Annotated in this window: 1 pseudogene; it reads left to right on the top strand. The window is 64.4% G+C overall.

The features are described from left to right. A pseudogene (locus tag D183_RS24615) lies at positions 1-511 on the top strand (RHS repeat protein); the annotation flags it as partial.

The raw sequence follows: 511 nt of genomic DNA on the forward strand, positions 1-511 counted from the left end.
CGAGACCTGGGCGCTGGGCTACGCCTACGATGCCAACGGTAACCTTGCTGCGCACCGCTATCCCTCGGGACAGACGGTGGACTACGCCCCCAATGCCCTGGGCCAACCGACCCAGGCCGGCAGCTATGCCACCGGCGTGAGCTACTACCCGAATGGCGCGATCAAGCAGTTCACCTACGGCAACGGCATCGTCCACACCCTGACGCAAAACAAGCGCCAGTTGCCGGATACCAGCCAGGATGCCTACGGCGGCACGGCGTTCCTCAGCGACGGCTACGATTACGATGCCAATGGCAACGTGGCGGCCATCAGTGACGGCGCCACCGGGCGCAACCAGCGCGGCAACCGCACCATGACCTACGACGGCATGGATCGGCTGACCAAGGCCGAGTCGCCGATGTTCGGCACCGCCACCTACAGCTACGACGTCCTCGACAACCTGACCCACGTCGTTGCGCCGGGTCGCGACCACTATTACTGCTACGACGCCAACTGGCAGCTTACCAACGTC

It is taken from the genome of Xanthomonas sp. SHU 199 (genome assembly GCF_000364665.1).
Taxonomy (GTDB): Bacteria; Pseudomonadota; Gammaproteobacteria; order Xanthomonadales; family Xanthomonadaceae; genus Xanthomonas_A; species Xanthomonas_A sontii.